Source organism: Paenibacillus sp. FSL W8-0187 (assembly GCF_037969755.1).
GTDB lineage: Bacteria > Bacillota > Bacilli > Paenibacillales > Paenibacillaceae > Paenibacillus_AQ.
Map to the genome: position 1 here is coordinate 6,870,617 of NZ_CP150206.1, position 16,023 is coordinate 6,886,639.

Below are 16,023 nucleotides of genomic sequence, written 5' to 3' on the forward strand. Positions count from 1 at the left end.
GTTTTCCGCAGAAAACTCGCGCAGCAGACCTCACAGTCTCACTAGAAGCACTGTTCCGGTCTGCTGATCACGGAGCGTCAGCTTACAATGTTTTTGCTTTTTCAACTGCCTCTTCAATCGTACCTACGAACAGGAAAGCCGCTTCCGGAAGGTGGTCGTGCTTGCCTTCCAAGATCTCTTTAAAGCTGCGTACAGTTTCTTTAACCGGTACATATTTACCCGGGATGCCGTTAAACTGCTCGGCAACGTGGAAAGCTTGGGAAAGGAAACGTTGAACACGACGAGCACGTCCAACAATCGCTTTATCTTCCTCGCTCAGCTCATCCATACCGAGAATCGCGATGATATCTTGAAGCTCGTTATAGCGAGCCAAAATTTTCTTAACGCCTTGAGCAACATTATAGTGCTCTTCGCCCACGATTTCCGGAGCCAAGATACGGGAACTGGATGCAAGCGGATCTACCGCAGGATAGATACCCATCTCGGAAATCTTACGCTCCAGGTTTGTCGTTGCATCCAAGTGAGCAAACGTTGTAGCCGGAGCCGGATCCGTATAGTCATCCGCCGGTACATAGATAGCCTGGATGGATGTAACGGAACCTTTCTTGGTAGAGGTAATCCGCTCCTGCAAGCGTCCCATTTCGGATGCCAGCGTTGGCTGGTAACCTACCGCGGAAGGCATACGACCCAGGAGGGCGGATACTTCGGAACCCGCTTGAGTAAAGCGGAAGATGTTATCGATAAAGAGAAGTACGTCTTTACCTTCTTGGTCACGGAAATATTCCGCCATCGTCAAACCAGTCAATGCTACGCGAAGACGGGCACCCGGAGGCTCGTTCATTTGACCGAATACCATCGCGGTTTTGTTGATAACACCGGAATCACTCATCTCGTGGTAAAGGTCATTACCTTCACGAGTACGCTCACCTACGCCGGCAAATACGGAAATACCGCCGTGTTCTTGGGCGATGTTGTTGATCAATTCCTGGATAGCAACGGTTTTACCTACGCCGGCACCACCAAAGAGACCGATCTTACCGCCTTTTTGGTATGGAGCAAGCAAGTCGATGACTTTAATTCCCGTTTCAAGCATTTCTGCTTGCGTGGAAAGCTCATCATAAGCAGGAGCCTCACGGTGGATCGGGTTATTAATTTCGGATACTACGGCACCTGCATTATCGATCGGCTCACCCAATACGTTAAATACACGGCCAAGTGTAGCGGAACCTACAGGAACCGTAATCGGTCTGCCCAAATCCACGGCTTCGATACCGCGAACAAGACCATCCGTGGATGACATCGCGATACAACGAACCAGATTATCACCCAAATGATTGGATACTTCCAAAGTCAAATCAACCGAGCGGCCGCCTTCCAGCGTTGCTTCAATCTTGACAGCATTAAAAATCTCGGGAAGATGACCGCGCTCAAATTCAATGTCAACTACAGCACCTGTAATGCTGACAACGCGTCCTTTTTTCATTGATTCGTTTTCCCTCCTACCCGCTCACCTCTAGCGGTGAACGATGATCGTAAAAGCGGCTTATTCATGACATGGCCGCATATCCGTTAAATACTAAGTTAAGAATTCGGAGCCGTGCATTATTGCTGAGCGTTTGCTCCGCCCACAATCTCGGAAATTTCCTGCGTAATGGCAGCCTGACGAGCACGGTTGTAAGTAAGGTTCAACTCGTTGATCATCTTGCTTGCATTCTTCGTTGCAGCTCCCATAGCAGTCATCTTCGCACCCAACTCACTTGCCTTCGCATTCAGCATCGCACTGAAAATCAATGTTTCCGCATATTTCGGAAGCAGAACCTCGAGTACGCCTTCAGGAGATGGTTCGTACTCATAACCCGTCAGGTTCTCGGCGCTACCAATGTTCTCCATCGGCAGAAGCTTAGAGATCTCCTGAAGCTGAGTCAAAGCATTCACGAATTGGTTATAGCACACGTATAACTCATCAATCTGACCCAGCTCATATTGATGAACCGCCGCGTTAGCGATGGCCTTAATATCTGCGTAGGTCGGACTATCGGATAAATCGGTGAGCTCCTCAACAACCGGAAGTCCACGACGGCGGAAATAATCCCGTCCTTTACGTCCGATCACAAACAGGCAATACTCGTCCTTGGACTGATGGCGTTCTGCGATAAAGTTCGATACTTTTCGCAAAATGTTGGAGTTCGATGCACCAGCAAGACCGCGGTCTGAAGTGATCACCAGATAACCGGTTTTCTTCACTTCACGCTTTTCCAGCATCGGATGGCTGATTCCCTTGGTTCCAGCAGCAATGCTGCCAACCACTTCTTTCAGCTTCTCAGAGTATGGAAGCGCGGAGGTTGCTTTCTCTTGGGCTCTTCTCAGCTTCGCGGCAGCAACCATTTCCATCGCCTTGGTGATCTGCCTTGTGTTCTGAACACTCTTGATCTGCCGCTTAATATCACGTAATCCTCTTGCCATGTTTTCACCACCTTAAAACTTTGGCGGAGCCAAAGTTACTTCGTAAGCATCAGCCTAGCTCTGGCGAAGCCAAAGCTAACTTCGAAAGCAATCACCTAACTTTGGCGGAGCCAAAGTTACTTCGTAAGCACAAGCCTAGCTTTGGCGAAGCCAAAGCCAACTTCGTACGCGTAGACTAAGCTTTGGCTAGGACCAAAGCCGTACCTTTTGTAAAAATCACTTTGGTCACAGCCAAAGCTACATTCCATATGATGAAAGAGGATGCCGGGCTTACCCCGGCTCCCCTCCTATTGCTTACCTGAGGAGCTTAAACCGAAGCGGCAAAGCCCTTCTTAAATTGATCGATTGCCGCTTTCAATGCGTTTTCGTTGTCGGACGTCAAGTCCTTCGTATCCGTAATGGATTGAAGAATTTCCGGTTTATTGCTTTCAATAAACGTAAGGAACTCGCTCTCGAAACGACGCACGTCAGCAACCTCGATATCATCGATATATCCTTTAACGGCTGCGTACAAGCTAACCACCTGTTGTTCAACGGACAACGGCTGGTTTACACCCTGCTTCAGGATTTCCATCAATCTTGCACCACGGTTCAAACGAGCCAAGGTTGATTTGTCCAGATCAGATCCGAACTGGGAGAACGCCTGGAGCTCACGATATTGCGCAAGATCCAGCTTCATGCCGCCCGCAACCTTTTTCATCGCTTTGATCTGCGCGGAACCACCGACACGGGATACCGAAATACCGACGTTAATCGCTGGACGTTGACCGGAGTAGAACAACTCAGACTCCAGGAAGATCTGTCCATCCGTAATCGAAATTACGTTGGTTGGAATGTAAGCAGATACGTCAGAAGCCTGTGTTTCAATAAATGGCAGTGCGGTTAATGAACCACCACCAAGCTCATCGTTGAGCTTCGCTGCACGTTCCAGCAAACGGGAGTGCAAGTAGAAAACGTCACCCGGATAAGCTTCCCGACCCGGAGGACGACGGAGGAGCAAGGACAACTCACGGTATGCTGCCGCTTGTTTCGACAAGTCATCATAAATGATGAGTGCATGCTCGCCCTTGTACATGAAGTACTCACCCATAGCGCAGCCTGCGTATGGAGCGATGTACTGCAATGGAGCCGGCTCAGAAGCCGAAGCCGTAACAACAATCGTGTACTCCAGTGCGCCATGACGGCGAAGTGTTTCAACAACCTGTGCTACAGTGGATTGTTTTTGGCCAATGGCTACATAGATACATTTAACGCCACTGCCTTTTTGGTTCAGGATGGTATCGATCGCAACGGTGGTTTTACCCGTTTGACGGTCACCGATAATCAACTCGCGCTGTCCGCGGCCGATAGGTACCATCGCGTCGATCGCTTTAATACCTGTCTGCATAGGCTCATGAACGGATTTACGTTCGATAACGCCTGGTGCGCTGCTCTCAACCGGACGATAAGCTGTCGCTTCGATCGGGCCTTTGCCGTCAAGCGGTTGACCCAGCGGATTGACAACGCGTCCAAGCAGAGCTTCACCTACAGGAACCTCCATGATACGTCCTGTACGCTTAACCTGATCGCCTTCCTTGATTTCGGAGTAAGGTCCCAGGATAACGACACCGACATTGCTCTCCTCAAGGTTCAGCGCCAGACCGAACACGCCGTTCTGGAACTCCAAAAGTTCCCCGGACATCGCGTTCTCCAGGCCGTACACGCGAGCAATACCGTCACTTACTTGAATTACCGTACCTACTTCAGAGACAGTGATATCGGATTTATATTCTTCAATTTGACTTTTGATTAAAGTACTGATTTCTTCAGGTCTGATACTCAACGTTTTCACCCCTATCTACTATGCTCGTCTATTAAAAGACTTTTCAAGACGTTCCAGCTTCCCGGCAAGGCTTCCGTCATAAAGCTTGTCGCCAATGGCAACTTTCAGGCCGCCGAGCAAACTCTCGTCCACAACATTGGTCACCCGGATATTCTGATGGGCTAACTGTCCGAATTCCGAAGCTACCTGTTCTTTTTCCTGATCGCTAAGCGGGTAGGTGGAGTACACAGTGGCGTCCGCCAATCCTAAGCTCGCACCTTGTATCTTCACATAACTGTTCAGCAGTTCAGCGAACATTTCTGTACGCCCTCTGTCGAGAAGCAATTCGATCGTGTTCAATACAGGCTGCGATACCTTCCCTGCCAACGCCTGGCTGATTACGTTCATCTTCACGGACTGGGGAACATTCGGCGTGGAGATGAATTTCTGGATGTCGGCATCGCCTTCGATGGCTTGCACAACAGCGCGTAATTCTTCTTCCACTTCCAGACCCTTCTGCTGCTGAGCCGCCACTTCGAACAGCGCCCGCGCATACCGCTTGGCTGCTACTGTATTTTGGCTCATGGTCTGCCTCCTACCTCTTTAAGGTATTGATCCACCAGTTCTTCTTGAGCTTTGTCATTCTTCACTTCCCGTTCAATCAGCTTGGTAGCGATTTTCACGGAAACACTGCCGATTTCATTGCGAAGCTCTTCGACAGCTTTCTTCTTCTCATTGTCGATATCACGAACAGCCTCGGATTTCAGGCGAACCGCCTCTTCCTTAGCTTGCTCCATAATTTGCTCTGCTTGTTTGTTGCTAGTTTGTCTGGAACGCTCGATGATTTCGTGAGCATCTTGACGCGCTTGCTCCAGTGCCTTCTTCTGCTCTTCTACATAAGCAGTTGCCTGCTGACGGGTCTGTGCCGCTTCGTTCATCTGGCTCATTACCAGTTCACGACGCTGCTCCATGATGCCGAACAATTTACTGAACGCAAACTTTTGAAGCAAAAGGTAAAGAATAATAAACGCGATAATAGTGATTACCATATTTTCCCATAGAATATTCATTGAGGTCACTCCTTTCCATCAACACGAAGTGCGGTGCCTAACAAAACGAAGGCGCGGATGGCATCGGCCCTCCCCGCCAAACCGTTGTATTGTTATTAAGAGAACATGATCAAGAACGCGATAACAGTAGCCGCCAAAGGAATAACCTCTACGATACCAACACCGATAAACATCGTTGTTTGCAATTGACCACGTGCTTCTGGTTGACGAGCGATAGACTCAACTGTTCTGCTTACGATCATACCGTTACCCAAACCTGCGCCAAGAGCGCCCAGACCTACTGCAATAGCTGCTGCCAAAAATTCCATTGTTAAATATCCTCCTTAAAATTGTTTCAAAATTGAAATTTGGTGAAACTATAGAAAATATCTCTTTCGAAAAACACCGCTGTTACGGCGGATTCGTCCGAGTTGATCAATGCTCTTCGTGAATCGTTGTTTGCGAGATGTATACCATGGTCAAAATCGTAAAGATAAACGCCTGCAATGCACCAATGAAGATACTGAAACCTTGCCATGCGGCCATAAATGGAATGCCCCAGAAGCCGGTTTTCAGAATCACCGTGATCAGTACCTCGCCGGCAAAAATGTTGGCATAAAGCCGGATTGCCAGAGCGATAGGTTTTGCCAGGTTCTCAATGATATTGAGTGGCAAGAAGATCGGGAACGGTTCGATGTAATGCTTCAGGTAATGCTTGCGATTCTGCTTCAAGCCCAGGTAGTTCATGAGCACGAACACAACGATCGCAAGACCGGCCGTAACGGAAATGTCCGCTGTTGGCGACTTCCACCACAATACGTGGGCGTAGTGGCCATGTTCAAGTCCGAGCGTAGCCAGAATTGGCTGACCAAAGACTTTGAAGTTCTCCGGCAAGTCGGTGATAATTGAGAACGGCAGGCCCAGCAAGTTCGCTACAAAGATGAACAGGATGAGAGTAAGCCCCAATGATATGTAAGCTTTCCCTTTCTTCAGATCCATCGCACTCGCTACGACGCCTTGCACAAATTCCACTACCCATTCCATGAAGTTTTGCAGTTTGGAAGGGTTTTCGACGGATAGATTACGTACAGCCAGTCGACATAATACGAACACCACCAAACAGGTGACGAACAGCATTAGTACCGCTGAAAGATCAATATTCAATCCGCCAAGTTTGATAATCGGTGAATCATGCATAAAATTGTTTTCACCCCTTTCCAAGTTAGCGCTGATCAATGATTGTTTCTCAAACTGAACACAATGCTGACAGGAATGGTCAACAATTGGGGTATGAACAGACCGGCAATTGCACCGCCGAGTGATACCTGCTCGAGTTTAGCGGCGAAGATAACAATCAGAAATCCGATGCACAATCTCGTAATAAAGCCGAAGTTGTACTTTTTCGGTTCCGGATCGACAGCCAATTGCGCCAGCTGCTGCACTTTCATGGAGAGGAAGCGTACATTAAACAATCCCGCCGCCATGCCCATGATCAACCCCATAAAAATCGGGCGAAATTCCGGATAGAGAGCCCATCCGAGAAACAAGGCAGACAATAAGAGTAATGATACTCTAAATACAGCGTTCACAATGGAAGTCAAATCATTCACGCCTGCGCCCCCAAAAACTTTTTAATGAGAAGAGCGATATTCAAAATCCCTACAAAGAGCCCCGAAAGCGTACCAATGGCAAGCCACACTCTGGGCCCGTCCAAATGATTCATGAGCCATCGCCCGGTAAAAAAACCGATGAGAATGTAAGCGGCAAGCAAACCGCCAGCCCCGCTAATGTATAGCGCTATCAACCAAGGGTTATCTTGACTTTTCGGATTTTTCATATGAACCTCTAATCCCAACTCATTTTACTGAATATTACAAGAGTTTGTCAATGAATCGATTTGATGGATTTACCGTGTAAAATCGGCGTTTTGAGCAGTCTAAATTGCACAAAACGCCGCGGTAACCGTACAGTTCAACTGTATGCTGTCTCCTTGCCCATCAGAATACGGTAAACTATACCTTTGTGAACATTCTGTGAAATTCTTCAGGACGCTCTTTTCGGATGCCGAAATGGTGCAAAATCGCATTGACAATTCGCTGTGAAGCTTGTCCATCACCATACGGATTAGCCGCTTTGCTCATCTTGTCGTAGAGCTCCTGATCAGTCAGAAGAACCTTAATCCGTTCATACACATTCTCCTCCTGGGTGCCTACCAGCTCCAGGGTACCGGCCTCAATGCCCTCCGGACGTTCGGTCGTATCCCGAAGCACCAGGGTCGGCACGCCGAATGACGGAGCTTCCTCTTGCATGCCGCCGGAATCCGTAATAATGAAATGCGTATGGGTGTAGATATTGTTCATATCCACAACATCCAGCGGATCAATCAGCTTGATGCGCGGGTGATCTCCCAGAATGCGATGAGCCGGCTCTTTAACGGCAGGGCTCGGATGTACAGGATATACGATGGCGATATCCTCAAATTCATCGGCAATGCGCTTTACCGCTTCAAATATTTGACGATGCGGCTCCCCTTGGGATTCGCGGCGATGTGCCGTCATCAGGATCAAGCGTTTGCCCTTCGCCCAGTCCAGAACCGGATGGGTATAACCTTCACGCACCGTGTACTGGAACACGTCCGTAGCCGTGTTACCCGTAACATAAATGCGGGATTCCGGCTTGTTCTCCTTGCGGAGATTCTCGGCGGACCAGTTCGTCGGCGCAAAGTGAAGATCAGCAAGCACACCGGTCAACTGACGGTTCATCTCCTCCGGATAAGGATTCAGCTTGTTCCATGTCCGCAGACCCGCCTCTACATGGCCAACCTGAATCTGCTGCAGAAAGGCTGCATAGCTGGCCAGGAACGTTGTCAGCGTATCGCCGTGCACCAGAACGATATCCGGTTTAGCCTCACGAAGAACAGGCTCAAGACCCTCCAGAACGCGCACGGTGATCTCGTTGAGCGTCTGACGGTCCTTCATGACATCCAAATCATAGTCGGGAACAATCTTGAACACATCCAGCACCTGATCCAGCATTTGCCGATGCTGCGCAGTAACACAAACGACCGATTCAATATGCTCGGGGTGACGTTGAAGCTCCAGAATAAGCGGCGCCATCTTGATTGCTTCGGGGCGGACCCCAAATATCGTCATCACTTTCACTTTTGACATGTTTGAAATACCCCTCTTTGCTTGTTTTCAAATATTCAAGACGTACGAATGACTGGCACTTATTTCGTGCCGTACAGCCGATCCCCTGCATCCCCAAGGCCCGGTACGATGTAGCCATGGTCGTTAAGGCCCTCATCGAGAGCAGCAACATAAATATCCACGTCCGGATGGGCATCATGGACAGCCTTCACACCTTCCGGTGCAGCCACGAGGTTCATCATCTTGATCTGGGTACAGCCGCGTTTCTTCAGCACGTCGATAGCAGCGATGGCGGATCCGCCCGTCGCGAGCATCGGATCAATGACGATCAATTCCCGTTCCGTAACGTCCGTTGGAAGCTTCGTATAATATTCAACAGGCTGAAGCGTTTCGGGGTCACGGAACAATCCGACATGCCCTACCTTTGCTGCAGGAAGCAGCTTGACAACTCCATCCAGCATGCCGAGACCGGCGCGCAGGATCGGAATCAAGCCGAGCATGCGGCCGGAAATGACTTTGCCTTGGGTTTCAGCTACCGGCGTCTGCACGGATATGGATTCAAGAGAAACCTCCCGCGTAATTTCATAAGCCATCAAAGTCGCGACTTCGTCTACCAATTCGCGAAAGTCTTTTGTGTTAGTCCGCATATCGCGGATAAATGTAAGTTTGTGTTGAATCAACGGGTGATCACAAATCACCAATTTTCCCATGTCTGGTCCCTCCGGTTTGAGTACAAATGTTATTTCAATATGGGCGTAAAATATTTGTGAGCTCCATAAATCCTGTCTATTATATCATTCCCTCTAGTCAATTGACACCTGCACGGGTCATGTTTTATTCCATGAGTTTTTGACCTTATAACTAAACCGGATCTCCTTCTGCCCTGAACCTAGGTTTTCCATTTTCGCCTATATTGATGCTAACCGCGAAGCTACCTGACTGGGAAAATGAGAGCATAGCAATCTGGCCAGAATGTTTATAGCTCCTAAAAGGACCCCACCTGCATCAGGCGGGGTCCTCTTATCATAGGCTTCTTCTTCGGAGGAGACTGTGATTAATATTTCATTTCAGCATAGAGAGGGTATTGATCTGTAAGCTCAGCCACCAAACGACCTGCGTTTTCAAGCGTTGCCTCGTCTTTCGGCTGCTTCAATGTCATGGCAATAATTTTCGCGATTTTCACCATCGCCTGCTCATCCATACCGCGGGAAGTAACCGCAGGGGTACCGATACGGATACCGCTCGTTACGAACGGGCTGGTTGGATCAAACGGGATGGCATTCTTGTTCACGGTAATCCCGATGGAGTCCAGAACTTTCTCCGCGTCTTTACCGGTGATGTCCAGATTGCGGGTATCCACCAGCATCAGGTGGTTATCGGTTCCGCCGGATACGATATTCAAGCCTTCCTCGATCAGAGTATCTGCCAGCACTTTCGCGTTCTTCACGACATTCTCTGCATACGTCTTGAAGGACGGATCCAATGCTTCGCCAAGCGCAACGGCCTTGGAAGCAATAACATGCATGAGCGGGCCGCCTTGGGAGCCGGGGAATACCGCTTTATCGATCGCTTGCGCCCAAGCCTTTTTGCACAGAATCATACCGCCGCGAGGTCCGCGAAGCGTCTTATGCGTCGTTGTCGTTACAAAATGGGCATGCGGAACCGGATTCGGATGAAGACCTGCCGCAACAAGACCGGCAATATGAGCCATATCAACCATGAACAACGCGCCAACGTCGTTCGCGATGGCAGCAAGCCGTTCAAAATCAATGATGCGAGGATAGGCACTTGCACCCGCTACGATCAGACGAGGGCGATGCTTGAATGCCGCTTTGCGAACTTCGTCGTAATCGATCAGGAACGTATCTTCTTGCACGCCGTAGGCAACAAAGTTGTACAGAAGGCCGGAAGCGTTAACCGGGCTTCCGTGAGTCAAATGACCGCCATGAGCCAGGTTCATGCCGAGCACGGTATCTCCAGGCTTCAGGGCTGCCAAATATACCGCCATGTTCGCTTGGGCACCGGAGTGCGGCTGAACGTTGGCATGCTCGGCTCCGAACAGTTCTTTGGCACGGTCACGGGCGATATCTTCCACGATATCCACACGCTCACAGCCACCGTAATAGCGTTTGCCAGGGTAGCCTTCCGCATATTTATTCGTCAGCACCGTCCCCATTGCTTCCATAACCGCTTCGCTAACAATATTCTCAGAGGCAATCAGCTCAATGTTGCTGCGCTGACGCTTCAGCTCCAAATCCATCGCTTCCAATACAGCCGGGTCACTCTTCCGCAAATGTTCCATCATGTTCATATCCTCCCATAATCAATCGTTATTTTTTCTTGCAAAGTCAATACTACAAGTTGTCATAATTAAAAAAGCGAGTTCTCATTTGAATCAATCGCATAGTGTGGAATCATCCCTCTGCTCGAACTGGTACACCGCGCGTTCTCCGCCAATCAGCTTCGGACGGGTATAAGCCGCGGTTACGCGCGCCTCGCCGATATAACGCTCGGTCGGTCTGAACGGAACCGCCACTCGCCGCAAATGCATGCCGATCAGCGTCTCGCCGATATCAACTCCGGCATGTGCTTCAATCGATTCCGCAAGACAAGGCTCCTTCATGCTGCGGTAAGCCGCGGAGGCCATCGACCCTCCCGCTCCCGGAATGGGAACAGCCGCCACTTCCGTCAAGCCCAGCCGCTCGAGCAGCTCGCGTTCCATGACAAGCGCACGGTTCAGATGCTCACAGCATTGATAAGCCACCGCGAAACCGAATTCCGCTTGAACCTCGGCAATGCCCTGAAGGAGCTGCTGCGCCGTTTCAAGAGCGCCGCCTGTGCCGATCCGGCGTCCGACCACTTCACTGGTGCTGGCTCCGATGACCAGCACTTTACCGGGTCCTAACACGGCCGCTTCGGCCAGTTCGCGGACCATACGCGCTGTCTGTTCGTTCAAGGAAACCTTGGAGATATCCGTCATGTCACAGTCCTCCCGATGATTTTTTTCACAGAAGATGCTTCAATCCCATATCACGATAGCCGCAGCCGTAAATTACGCGTTCACTTATCGCGACTCATTCTTCAGGTAACGCTCCTCGATGGCCTTGATCTTGTTCACACGGCCGATATGGCGCTCGCCATGACTGAAATCCGTTGTCAGCCATGCGCTGACGATTTCAGCAGCAAGTCCGGGACCGACGACACGCTCACCCAACGCAATCACGTTGCTGTCGTTATGCTCACGCGTCGCTTTGGCCGAGAACACATCATGTGTCAGCGCGCAGCGAATGCCCGGCACCTTATTGGCCGCAATGCTCATGCCGATCCCCGTACCGCAGATCAGAATGCCGCGATCCGCTTCACCCGAGACTACCTTCTCGCACACAGGAAGGGCATAATCGGGATAATCCACGGAATCGGAACAGCCGCAGCCCAGATCCTCCACCTCGTGTCCAAGACCCCGAATGACTTCCACGATCTCCTCTTTCAGACGAATGCCGGCATGATCCGTACCCAATGCAATTTTCATCTATGAAAAACCCCCTCGTATGTTCGCTTTTGCGTTTTAGCTTGTTTCATTATAACCCAAATCAGGCGCAAAAGACGAAAAAAGAGCAGTCGGCGCACGTATTGTGCTCCAAATGCTCTTTGCCCAGGCGACCGGCCGTATATTCCGATGCTCCATCGTGGTTTCATCCACTTCGTCGCCAGTTACACCGGATCATTGTTTTTCAACTCCATCTTAAAGCAATACCATGTGAAAGGCAAGTGGCTTTTTAGCCCAATGGTAGGCTTCATATCGTTCAAAGCAAGGCTTAGTTATGCCGATCCGCCTCCAGCTTGTCCAAGAGACGGAACAACGCCGTCCGAATCTCTGCAGCCGTCGCTTCATATTCCTCCCGCGAGCCTCCAAAAGGATCGGAGATATCGAAGCTCGGAATGCGCTGGCGCAGCTCGATCAGACGCTCCCGGTCACGGTCGCTGACGTCGCGGCCCAGCGATCTGGCCAGCTCAAGCGCCGCATACAGACTATCCTGCTCCCGCAGATCATCCAGCACCTGTCGGTCATCCTCAACAAACTCTTTCAGCGTATGCATCTTGTCTGCGGCGTGCGGGAACTGCCTTATAGCATACTGCTTATGCGACTGGGTCAACGTCAGGATCAAATCTGACCACTCCACCAGATTCGCAGTCAACGGTTTGGACACCAAGCGTTCTTGGATATCCTGGTCTCGTAGTATGGACTCCGCATGATGGGACACCGGCATTCCATCCACGGCCGAGACACCGGCGGACTTCGTTTCCAGCGGGATGCCCCGTTGTTTGGCAAGCTTGCGCAGCATGCCTTCAGCCATTGGACTGCGGCAGGTATTTCCCGTGCAGACAAACAGTATATTTTTCACGGTCCCGTTCCTCCCGTTAGTAGGTTCTTTGGGGTTATTGTAACAAATATAACGTCAAAAGATAAACATGACACCAAATATAACCAAAATGAGCCCGCCCAGCATTTCACCGTACTCCCCCAGTTTATTGCTTACCTGACGGCCAAGCAGCAAACCGAGAATGGACAGCAAACCGCCCACGATCCCGAAGGAGATCACGATCAACAGTACATCATCCACAAACATCCCGAGTGAAACGCCTACCGAGAAGGAATCGATGCTGACGCTAAGTGAAAACAGCAGCATGCCTAAAAATGCGGTAGGATGTATTCGCTGTCCTTCTCCGCCCCGCCAGGCGTTATACATCATATGCCCGCCGAGAAGAAGCAGCAGTCCGCCGGCCGCAAGTCCTGTGACGTGACCCAGTAACATGCCTACATAGCGGCCGGCAAATAAGCCCAGCAGCGGCATCAACATATGAAACAACGCGATCATGAAGCTGATGCCCAACATATGGCCTAAGCGCATACCGCTTCTCATTCCGACTCCGACTCCAAGCGAAAATGCGTCTAGCCCGAGTGCAACCGCCATCAGCAGAATCGCCGCAAGCTGTCCCGATTGGACAGACGCCTCCAGCATGCCCATTCCCCCAAGTCCCATGGTCTTGTACACCATATGCGGACAAGGGGTAAATGATGCCAAAAGTGTTCATTCAGCAGCTCAATTCACATCGATGATGTGGTGTCCCGCGGCCTTCAACAGCCGGTTCATGACGGCTGCCCCGAGACCTTGCTCCGGGCACGCTTCGGCCAGAATGAAGGTCGCGCCTTCGTCATCGAATCGGCGCAGGCCGGCGTACAGCCGGCGGGCCGCTTCCTCCGGCGCGGCCAGGCTGCCGAGCGAGACGACAACGTCCGCGTGGTAGTGACCGATGTGCTCGTCGAATGACAGCACGCCGGTCACCTCCCCGCGCCGGGCGGCCGCCTCAAGCTCGGCCGCGATGCGTGCCGACACGGCAATGGCACGCGGGCCCTGCACCACGCACATCGCACCCTTCGGTGCGTAGTGCGTGTACTTCATGCCCGGCGATCGCGGCGTCGGGCTCTCCGCCTCCCCGGCGGCGCGATGCAGCGCCGGGTCCATGCGCACGCTTGCCGCAACCGTGGCAAGCTGCTCCGCCGTGACGCCGCCCGGGCGGAGCACCGTGACGGCCCCGTCTTCGCCGACTTGCACCACCGTCGACTCGACGCCCACCCCGGCCGGGCCGCCGTCGAGGACGCCGTCGATCGCTCCCGCCAGATCCTCCAGGACATGGCTGGCCAGCGTCGGGCTTGGCCGACCGGAACGGTTCGCGCTCGGCGCAGCCAGTGGACGCCCGGCGGCGCTGATCAAAGCCAGCGCCACATTGTGATCCGGCATCCGTACGGCAACGGTATCGAGGCCTGCCGTCACGCGAGGGGAGACAGCACCTGGTTTAACGGGCAGTACCAGCGATAGCGGCCCAGGCCAGAACATTGCCATCAGCGCCCGTTCCGTCTCATTTACATGAAGGACCAAACCGTCAAGCTGAGCTAGCTCTGAAATATGCACAATCAATGGATTGTCCGACGGCCGGCCTTTCGCGGCAAAGACGCGCTCGACCGCTTCTGTATTGCCGGCGTCCGCGCCAAGCCCGTAGACCGTTTCCGTCGGAAAGGCCACCGTTCCGCCGAGCTCAAGCACCTGCCCCGCTTCCCCAAGCGCCTGCTTTGCCTCATTCTCCAAACTTAAGCTCTCCCTAGAGAGCGAGTTCGAGACGTGCCACACTTGGGTTGATTTTGCACCAACCTGGCGGAAGCCGTTATCCCGCTGCTGGTTAGGTTCCATGCCGTTCCCGTTCTGTTCCATTCCTATCCCAAACTTTCTGTATATGAAATATATAAACTCCCGTGCGAGTTTTGCCTATGCCCCAAAATAAAAAGCGCTTTTCGTTCTTCAGTCCCGGGCCGGTTCTCATTCAAACCAGTCGCGCCAAAGAGAAAGCACTCTTCTAGAGGTTGTTCAAAAAGTCCGCTTTTGATCACGAAGCGAATCAGGAAGCAGCTCGGCATCGAATCTTGAATTCAGCCGGGCCTTCCGGTGCTCACGTACCCAAAACGTACGCTCCGCTCCTCACTCCCTAGCTTCATCCAACCTTCTCGGTGCTGAAAATCCGACTTTTTGAACTCGCACTTCTACTTCAAAGTTTATCATACCGGGTCAGGATTGAAAATCAGCTTACTCATAATCCTAGAACAAGCTTACCACCCAGTTCCAAATGCCACGGAACATATCCCACAAGAAGAAGCGGACCTCCGGTTCGCTATCGCCTGCGTTCTTCGGAGCTTCCTCTTGGGAAGTTTCGCCAGCCTCAGCAGAAACCGTTTGGATACCTGTGTCAACAGGCTGCGCCGCCGCATCCCCGCTGCCACCATCGATGAAACAAAGCGGCGGGAACAGGACACACCACCAGTTCTGCCCTTGACCTTCTCCTAAAGAAATCCGCAGCGCATCGTAATCGCCGGCCGGATACACCGTGCCCCCGTATAACTTCGTCGGGAACGGCACGACGCCAAGCTCTACGGTGTAATTGTACGTAATTCCCCTTTTCTTCAACTCTTCACCCACCAATTGGCGGATTTCCGGAAGATGCTGCCGGGTTAATTCTTTGGCGTCTTCCAGGCTTTGCGGGTTCTCCAGCTGCAGGACCCAGAGCTGCATTTGCTCAACGACCGAATCACGGATCTCTCGTTTGACCAGCTGATCGGACGGGCTATCGGAATTCGCCAGAATGCGAAGTCGTATCGATTCCTCGGGGATCGGACCGCCAACAACAGAAGCATCAATCTGCTGTCCTTCCCAAGCCATAATGACCATAAACATACAGGATAAGAGCACAACCATTTTCTTCACGATAATACGGAGGGTTTCACTATAATTTTTCATCTTGCCAGCCGCCTCTCTATGAACATCTCTATGATGCTATCAGTATGTCCGCCGGACAAAGATATAAACGTAGAATCTAGCAATTTGATATAAAAATCATAGATTGATGCAGCACGAACCAAAAAAGATGCGACTCCCACGGGAATCGCATCTTCGCCAAGATCGGTTATTCAGTTCATCTAATTGCCGTGCCCCACACTTTTCCGCTGGAGATA

General features: G+C 51.4%; 18 protein-coding genes and 1 riboswitch. All 18 genes read right to left on the reverse strand.

The window, feature by feature from the left end:
• Nucleotides 1-82: 82 nt before the first annotated feature.
• The 18 genes from atpD to spoIIR all read right to left on the reverse strand — a co-directional run bounded on the left by atpD (nucleotide 83) and on the right by spoIIR (nucleotide 15,808).
• Entirely contained in the window at nucleotides 83-1,483 is a 1,401-nt protein-coding gene (gene atpD / locus MKY48_RS31165; RefSeq protein ID WP_076323983.1) for a F0F1 ATP synthase subunit beta, read from the reverse strand.
• Between the two features lie 119 nt (nucleotides 1,484-1,602).
• Complete coding sequence (gene atpG, locus MKY48_RS31170) at nucleotides 1,603-2,463, reverse strand: ATP synthase F1 subunit gamma (RefSeq protein ID WP_076323982.1); 861 nt, start codon at nucleotides 2,461-2,463, stop codon at nucleotides 1,603-1,605.
• A gap of 307 nt (nucleotides 2,464-2,770) precedes the next feature.
• Nucleotides 2,771-4,285, reverse strand: coding sequence for a F0F1 ATP synthase subunit alpha (gene atpA / locus MKY48_RS31175; protein ID WP_076323981.1), 1,515 nt, complete (start codon nucleotides 4,283-4,285; stop codon nucleotides 2,771-2,773).
• A gap of 18 nt (nucleotides 4,286-4,303) precedes the next feature.
• Nucleotides 4,304-4,849, reverse strand: a complete 546-nt coding sequence (locus MKY48_RS31180; RefSeq protein WP_076323980.1) for a F0F1 ATP synthase subunit delta — start codon at nucleotides 4,847-4,849, stop codon at nucleotides 4,304-4,306.
• Nucleotides 4,846-5,334, reverse strand: coding sequence for a F0F1 ATP synthase subunit B (atpF, locus tag MKY48_RS31185; protein WP_076323979.1), 489 nt, complete (start codon nucleotides 5,332-5,334; stop codon nucleotides 4,846-4,848). The genes MKY48_RS31180 and atpF overlap by 4 nt, the downstream gene beginning before the upstream one ends.
• Nucleotides 5,335-5,429: 95 nt before the next feature.
• Entirely contained in the window at nucleotides 5,430-5,642 is a 213-nt protein-coding gene (atpE, locus tag MKY48_RS31190; RefSeq protein ID WP_007128780.1) for a F0F1 ATP synthase subunit C, read from the reverse strand.
• Nucleotides 5,643-5,748: 106 nt separating this feature from the next.
• Complete coding sequence (gene atpB / locus MKY48_RS31195; RefSeq protein WP_076323978.1) at nucleotides 5,749-6,510, reverse strand: F0F1 ATP synthase subunit A; 762 nt, start codon at nucleotides 6,508-6,510, stop codon at nucleotides 5,749-5,751.
• A 35-nt stretch (nucleotides 6,511-6,545) separates the two neighbouring features.
• Nucleotides 6,546-6,923: an ATP synthase subunit I gene (locus tag MKY48_RS31200; RefSeq protein WP_076323977.1), complete on the reverse strand. Its 378-nt coding sequence runs from the start codon at nucleotides 6,921-6,923 to the stop codon at nucleotides 6,546-6,548.
• A complete protein-coding gene (locus tag MKY48_RS31205; RefSeq protein WP_076323976.1) occupies nucleotides 6,920-7,150 on the reverse strand; it encodes an AtpZ/AtpI family protein in 231 nt (76 codons plus the stop codon). Before MKY48_RS31205 ends, MKY48_RS31200 begins: the two co-directional genes overlap by 4 nt.
• Nucleotides 7,151-7,325: 175 nt before the next feature.
• Nucleotides 7,326-8,483, reverse strand: a complete 1,158-nt coding sequence (wecB, locus tag MKY48_RS31210) for a UDP-N-acetylglucosamine 2-epimerase (non-hydrolyzing) (RefSeq protein WP_076323975.1) — start codon at nucleotides 8,481-8,483, stop codon at nucleotides 7,326-7,328.
• 59 nt (nucleotides 8,484-8,542) lie between these two features.
• Nucleotides 8,543-9,172 carry a uracil phosphoribosyltransferase gene (upp, locus tag MKY48_RS31215; RefSeq protein WP_076323974.1) on the reverse strand — a complete coding sequence of 210 codons (630 nt, stop codon included), beginning with the start codon at nucleotides 9,170-9,172 and terminating at the stop codon, nucleotides 8,543-8,545.
• Nucleotides 9,173-9,516: 344 nt separating this feature from the next.
• A complete protein-coding gene (gene glyA / locus MKY48_RS31220; protein WP_076323973.1) occupies nucleotides 9,517-10,767 on the reverse strand; it encodes a serine hydroxymethyltransferase in 1,251 nt (416 codons plus the stop codon).
• A gap of 90 nt (nucleotides 10,768-10,857) precedes the next feature.
• A complete protein-coding gene (locus tag MKY48_RS31225) occupies nucleotides 10,858-11,442 on the reverse strand; it encodes a TIGR01440 family protein (protein WP_339268507.1) in 585 nt (194 codons plus the stop codon).
• A gap of 84 nt (nucleotides 11,443-11,526) precedes the next feature.
• Complete coding sequence (gene rpiB, locus MKY48_RS31230; protein ID WP_339268509.1) at nucleotides 11,527-11,991, reverse strand: ribose 5-phosphate isomerase B; 465 nt, start codon at nucleotides 11,989-11,991, stop codon at nucleotides 11,527-11,529.
• A 114-nt stretch (nucleotides 11,992-12,105) separates the two neighbouring features.
• Nucleotides 12,106-12,187, reverse strand: a riboswitch (ZMP/ZTP riboswitch).
• Between the two features lie 90 nt (nucleotides 12,188-12,277).
• Nucleotides 12,278-12,865 carry a low molecular weight protein arginine phosphatase gene (locus MKY48_RS31235; RefSeq protein ID WP_213647039.1) on the reverse strand — a complete coding sequence of 196 codons (588 nt, stop codon included), beginning with the start codon at nucleotides 12,863-12,865 and terminating at the stop codon, nucleotides 12,278-12,280.
• A 54-nt stretch (nucleotides 12,866-12,919) separates the two neighbouring features.
• Nucleotides 12,920-13,483: a manganese efflux pump gene (locus MKY48_RS31240; RefSeq protein ID WP_339273713.1), complete on the reverse strand. Its 564-nt coding sequence runs from the start codon at nucleotides 13,481-13,483 to the stop codon at nucleotides 12,920-12,922.
• 81 nt (nucleotides 13,484-13,564) lie between these two features.
• Nucleotides 13,565-14,731, reverse strand: coding sequence for an L-threonylcarbamoyladenylate synthase (locus MKY48_RS31245; protein ID WP_339268510.1), 1,167 nt, complete (start codon nucleotides 14,729-14,731; stop codon nucleotides 13,565-13,567).
• 381 nt (nucleotides 14,732-15,112) lie between these two features.
• Nucleotides 15,113-15,808: a stage II sporulation protein R gene (gene spoIIR / locus MKY48_RS31250; protein ID WP_076323968.1), complete on the reverse strand. Its 696-nt coding sequence runs from the start codon at nucleotides 15,806-15,808 to the stop codon at nucleotides 15,113-15,115.
• Between the last annotated feature and the right edge of the window lie 215 nt (nucleotides 15,809-16,023).

Bases quoted from the DNA above. Each gene is read 5' to 3' on its own strand.
- atpF (WP_076323979.1), bottom strand. From the start codon at position 5,334: ATGAATATTCTATGGGAAAATATGGTAATCACTATTATCGCGTTTATT.
- atpE (WP_007128780.1), bottom strand. From the start codon at position 5,642: ATGGAATTTTTGGCAGCAGCTATTGCAGTAGGTCTGGGCGCTCTTGGC.
- MKY48_RS31205 (WP_076323976.1), bottom strand. From the start codon at position 7,150: ATGAAAAATCCGAAAAGTCAAGATAACCCTTGGTTGATAGCGCTATAC.
- wecB (WP_076323975.1), bottom strand. From the start codon at position 8,483: ATGTCAAAAGTGAAAGTGATGACGATATTTGGGGTCCGCCCCGAAGCA.
- atpG (WP_076323982.1), bottom strand. From the start codon at position 2,463: ATGGCAAGAGGATTACGTGATATTAAGCGGCAGATCAAGAGTGTTCAG.
- spoIIR (WP_076323968.1), bottom strand. From the start codon at position 15,808: ATGAAAAATTATAGTGAAACCCTCCGTATTATCGTGAAGAAAATGGTT.
- MKY48_RS31225 (WP_339268507.1), bottom strand. From the start codon at position 11,442: ATGACGGATATCTCCAAGGTTTCCTTGAACGAACAGACAGCGCGTATG.
- MKY48_RS31180 (WP_076323980.1), bottom strand. From the start codon at position 4,849: ATGAGCCAAAATACAGTAGCAGCCAAGCGGTATGCGCGGGCGCTGTTC.
- MKY48_RS31240 (WP_339273713.1), bottom strand. From the start codon at position 13,483: ATGCTGGAGGCGTCTGTCCAATCGGGACAGCTTGCGGCGATTCTGCTG.
- atpD (WP_076323983.1), bottom strand. From the start codon at position 1,483: ATGAAAAAAGGACGCGTTGTCAGCATTACAGGTGCTGTAGTTGACATT.
- glyA (WP_076323973.1), bottom strand. From the start codon at position 10,767: ATGATGGAACATTTGCGGAAGAGTGACCCGGCTGTATTGGAAGCGATG.
- MKY48_RS31245 (WP_339268510.1), bottom strand. From the start codon at position 14,731: ATGGAACAGAACGGGAACGGCATGGAACCTAACCAGCAGCGGGATAAC.
- rpiB (WP_339268509.1), bottom strand. From the start codon at position 11,991: ATGAAAATTGCATTGGGTACGGATCATGCCGGCATTCGTCTGAAAGAG.
- atpB (WP_076323978.1), bottom strand. From the start codon at position 6,510: ATGCATGATTCACCGATTATCAAACTTGGCGGATTGAATATTGATCTT.
- upp (WP_076323974.1), bottom strand. From the start codon at position 9,172: ATGGGAAAATTGGTGATTTGTGATCACCCGTTGATTCAACACAAACTT.